The organism is Mesorhizobium sp. M7A.F.Ca.ET.027.02.1.1, assembly GCF_004022985.1.
GTDB lineage: Bacteria > Pseudomonadota > Alphaproteobacteria > Rhizobiales > Rhizobiaceae > Mesorhizobium.
The window spans coordinates 1-3,958 of record NZ_RZOL01000502.1 but is presented as its reverse complement, the minus strand read 5'-3'; the positions used below and the strand labels follow the sequence as shown (position 1 = coordinate 3,958).

Annotated in this window: 3 protein-coding genes; all 3 read left to right on the top strand. The window is 62.6% G+C overall.

Annotated features, from left to right (window positions below; translation table 11 throughout):
* The first annotated feature begins 475 nt into the window (after positions 1–475).
* Positions 476–1,504, top strand: coding sequence for a substrate-binding domain-containing protein (locus EN749_RS32235; RefSeq protein WP_127271977.1), 1,029 nt, complete (start codon positions 476–478; stop codon positions 1,502–1,504).
* 96 nt (positions 1,505–1,600) lie between these two features.
* On the top strand, positions 1,601–3,067 hold the full coding sequence (gene pstC, locus EN749_RS32230) for a phosphate ABC transporter permease subunit PstC (protein WP_128288234.1): 1,467 nt from the start codon (positions 1,601–1,603) through the stop codon (positions 3,065–3,067).
* Positions 3,064–3,958, top strand: an 895-nt coding sequence (locus EN749_RS32225) for a DUF3333 domain-containing protein (RefSeq protein WP_128364682.1), incomplete at its 3' end; no start/stop codon positions are given. The genes pstC and EN749_RS32225, both read left to right, overlap by 4 nt.

Genomic DNA, 3,958 nt, shown 5'->3' with positions numbered 1-3,958 from the left:
CCATTGTCTCGGCTGGATGCCGCCTTTCATATGGTGCGATCGCACCATATGAAAGGCGGCATCCAGCCGAGACAATGGCGACATTCGAATTCCGCTCTTCCCAGTTACGGGCGGGAGCAGCGACCGCCGGCATGAGACAGCGTCAACCTACCCCAACGGACCTGTTTTCGGCGATGGCCCGGCCACGACACCGTCTGGCTGAGAGCAACGCGCTCCCGTCCGGCTTTTCTTCATAAAGGCCGGCTGATCCTCAAATCGCCGGCCAGCCTCGACCGAATCGAGCAAGTCCCTGATTCCGGTGACAAAGCGGGGCTGCGTCGGGAGTGCCGGCCAGGCGGCATTCTGCTCATCCCGATGACGCGTTACCGGGGTGACATCAAACTGTCATGCGACTGTTATAATCGAAGGCTATTGGCCTCAGCGGGCGCCGACTGACGAGCGCCGAGAGACCATCTTCCGAACAGGAGCAGGCCACATGAAGAAATTCCTCTATACGGCGTCGGCCGCTGCGCTTGCGCTCGCCGCGACGTCCGGCTTCGCCGCCGCGCGCGACCAGATCCAGGTCGCCGGATCATCGACAGTGTTACCTTATGCCAAGATCGTCGCCGAGCAGTTCGGCGAAACATTCACCAACTTCAAGACCCCGGTCGTCGAATCCGGCGGCAGCGGCGCGGGCATCAAGGAATTCTGCAAGGGCGTCGGCGAAGACACGATCGACATCGCCAATTCGTCGCGTCCGATCAAGGCGGACGAACTCAAGTCCTGCGCCGACGCCGGCGTGAAGGAAGTCCAGGAAGTCCGGATCGGCTATGACGGCATCGTCTTCGCCACCGACATCAAGGGCCCGGATTGGGCGCTGGTTCCCGCCGACATCTACAAGGCGCTGGCAGCCAAGCTGGTCGTCGACGGCAAGCTCGTCGACAATCCGAACACCAAGTGGAGCCAGGTCAATCCGAAGCTGCCCGACTGGGACATCGCCGCCTACATTCCGGGCGAAAAGCATGGCACGCGCGAAGTGTTCGAGACCAAGCTTCTCGATGCCGGCTGTGACAAGGCTGCTCTCAAGGCCGCCGGCATTGCCGACGACAAGGAAATCGGCAAAACCTGCATCGCCATCCGCAAGGACGGCAAGGCCGTCGACATCGATGGCGACTATACCGAGACGCTCGCCCGCATCGACTCCAACAAGACCGGCGTCGGCGTGTTTGGCCTCGCCTTCTATGAGAACAATGCCGACAAGCTGAAGGTCGCCACCGTGGAAGACGTCGTGCCTTCGACCGAGACGATCGCCAGCGGCAAGTATCCCGTCTCGCGCCCGCTGTTCTTCTACGTCAAGAAGGCGCATCTGGGCGTCGTTCCCGGCCTCAAGGAATATGTCGAGTTCTTCCTTGACGACCAGATGGTTGGCCCGGAAAGCCCGCTCGCCGAATACGGCCTCGTTGCGGCTCCGGATGCCGAGCGTCAGGCCCAGCGTGACGCTTTCGCCGCCGGAAAGTCGATGTAATCAGCTGCCGAACCGGGGTGCGGGCCAAATCCCGCGCCCCGGTTTCATCGCAGGCCGCAATGGCGGCTGCGTAAGAATTTCTCTTGGGGTGGGTCCATGTCGTCCTTGCTCGTACTGGCCATCGTCGTTGCCGTCGGCCTGGTTGCCTTTTTCATCGGTCGGCAACGTGCCGCGGCCCAGGACAATGGCAAGGTCAAGCCGCATTCGCGCGCCCACTATCATGGCTGGTGGGCCTTCCTGCTCGCCGTTCTGCCTGCTCTTTTGCTGCTTGCCGTCTGGACCGTCGGGTCTTCCGTCTATCTGGACCGACACATTCACACTGCCTTGCCCGAGCGCACCGTCGACAGCAAGGTTGCCAGTGAGGCACTGGATGTCAGCCTGGTAAAGAGCCTCGCCAGGGGCCTGCGCAAACTCGATGCAGGCACACTGGCCGCAATGCCGGCCAGCTTTGCCGAGCTGCAGCCGCTGCTCGCCGCCAAGGGTGTGGCACTGGCGAGCGACACGCAGGATTACATGATCCCGATCGCCATCGAGGCGAACAAGGTCCAGGACCGGCTCGGCCTGTTCGGCGCCATTGTCATTCTCGTTTCCTCGATCGCCGGCGCCTTCTATGCGCTCAGGCAGATCGAGCCGCGCGCCAGGGCCCGCAACAATGTCGAGAGGCTGATGCTGTGGGGGCTGCTTGCCGCCTCCACCATCGCCATCCTGACCACCATCGGCATCGTGCTTTCGATGCTGTTCCAGACGATCACCTTCTTCGAAAGCGTCTCGCCGATGAGTTTCTTCTTCGGCACCGTCTGGGATCCGCGTTTTGCCGCTGCCGGTTCGGGCGGCAGCCAGGGCCAATTCGGCCTGATCCCGCTTCTTGCGGGCACGCTCTACATCGCCGCCGTCGCGCTGCTGGTTGCGGTGCCGGTCGGGCTGATGTCGGCTGTCTACATGGCCGAATATGCAACGCCCAAGGTGCGCTCGGTGGTCAAGCCGGCGCTTGAACTGCTGGCCGGCATACCGACCATCGTCTACGGCATCTTCGCCGTCGTCACGCTTGGGCCGTTCCTGCGCGACCTGTCCGCGGCGCTGACCGGCGGTTCGCCCTTCATCCAGGGCCAGAGCATCTTCACCGCCGGCCTGGTCATGGGCGTCATGCTGATCCCGGTCGTGTCCTCTCTTTCGGACGACATCATAACCGCGGTGCCGCGCGCCATGCGCGACGGGTCGCTTGGCCTCGGCGCGACCCGCTCCGAGACGATCAAGCGGGTGATCCTGCCGGCTGCACTGCCCGGCATCGTCGGCGCCATCCTGCTGACCGCCTCGCGCGCCATCGGCGAAACGATGATTGTCGTGCTGGCGGCGGGCGTCGCCGCCAACCTCACCGTCAACCCGTTCGAGGCGATGACGACCATCACCGTCAAGATCGTCAACCAGCTCACCGGCGACCTCGAGTTCAATTCGCCGCAGACGCTGGTCGCCTTCGCACTCGGCCTGACGCTGTTCGCGCTGACGTTGGTGATGAACATCGTCGCGCTCTACATCGTGCGCAAATATCGGGAGCAGTACGAATGACCGACATTTCCATGGATACGATGGTCAGGGCGGCGGCCCATCCGCGCCGCGACATCGGCCTGAAGGCCCGTTACGCCGCCGAACGCCGTTTCCGCATCTATGGCGTCGTGGCGATTTCCGTAGGCCTGGCGTTCCTGGCAATCATGCTGATCACCATCGTCTCGAAAGGCTACACCGCCTTCTGGCAGACGACGGTATCACTGCCGATCTCGTTCGACGAGAAGGTGATCGATCCTTCCGGCAAGCGTGCAACCGATCCGAGCGTTCTGATCAAGGCAAATTATCCCAGGCTCGCCGAAAACGCGCTTGTGGCCAAGCTCGGCATCTCTCCTGATGACAAGCCGATGATCCAGAAGCTCAAGGGCTTCCTGTCGGAAGGCGCCCGCGTCCAGTTGCGCGACATCGTTGCCGCCGATCCGTCCGTGATCGGCACGACACGCAACGTCAACATCCTCGCCGCCGCCAATCTCGACTCGGCTTTCAAGGGCCAGATCGACCTCAGTGTCGAGGAAGCGCGACGCAAGGTCTCGGACCAGCAGATCACCTGGATGAACAAGCTCAAGGCCGAGGGCGCGATGGCCGAGCACTTCAACAGCGGCCTGTTCACCTACGGCGCCTCCAGCCGCCCGGAAACCTCGGGCATGGGCGTGGCGATCATCGGCTCGTTTTATATGATGGTAATCGTGTTGCTCCTGGCGCTGCCGATCGGCGTCGCCGCCTCCATCTATATGGAGGAGTTTGCCAAGAAGAACCGTTTCACCGACCTTATCGAGGTCAACATCAACAATCTGGCAGCGGTGCCGTCAATCGTCTTCGGCTTGCTCGGCCTCGCGGTGTTCATCAATTTCCTGGGCATGCCGCGCTCCGCCGCTTTCGTCGGCGGCCTGGTGC

What these genes read in the sequence shown, in the direction of transcription:
- EN749_RS32235 (WP_127271977.1), top strand. Translation starts at nt 476, where the DNA reads ATGAAGAAATTCCTCTATACGGCGTCGGCCGCTGCGCTTGCGCTCGCC.
- pstC (WP_128288234.1), top strand. Translation starts at nt 1,601, where the DNA reads ATGTCGTCCTTGCTCGTACTGGCCATCGTCGTTGCCGTCGGCCTGGTT.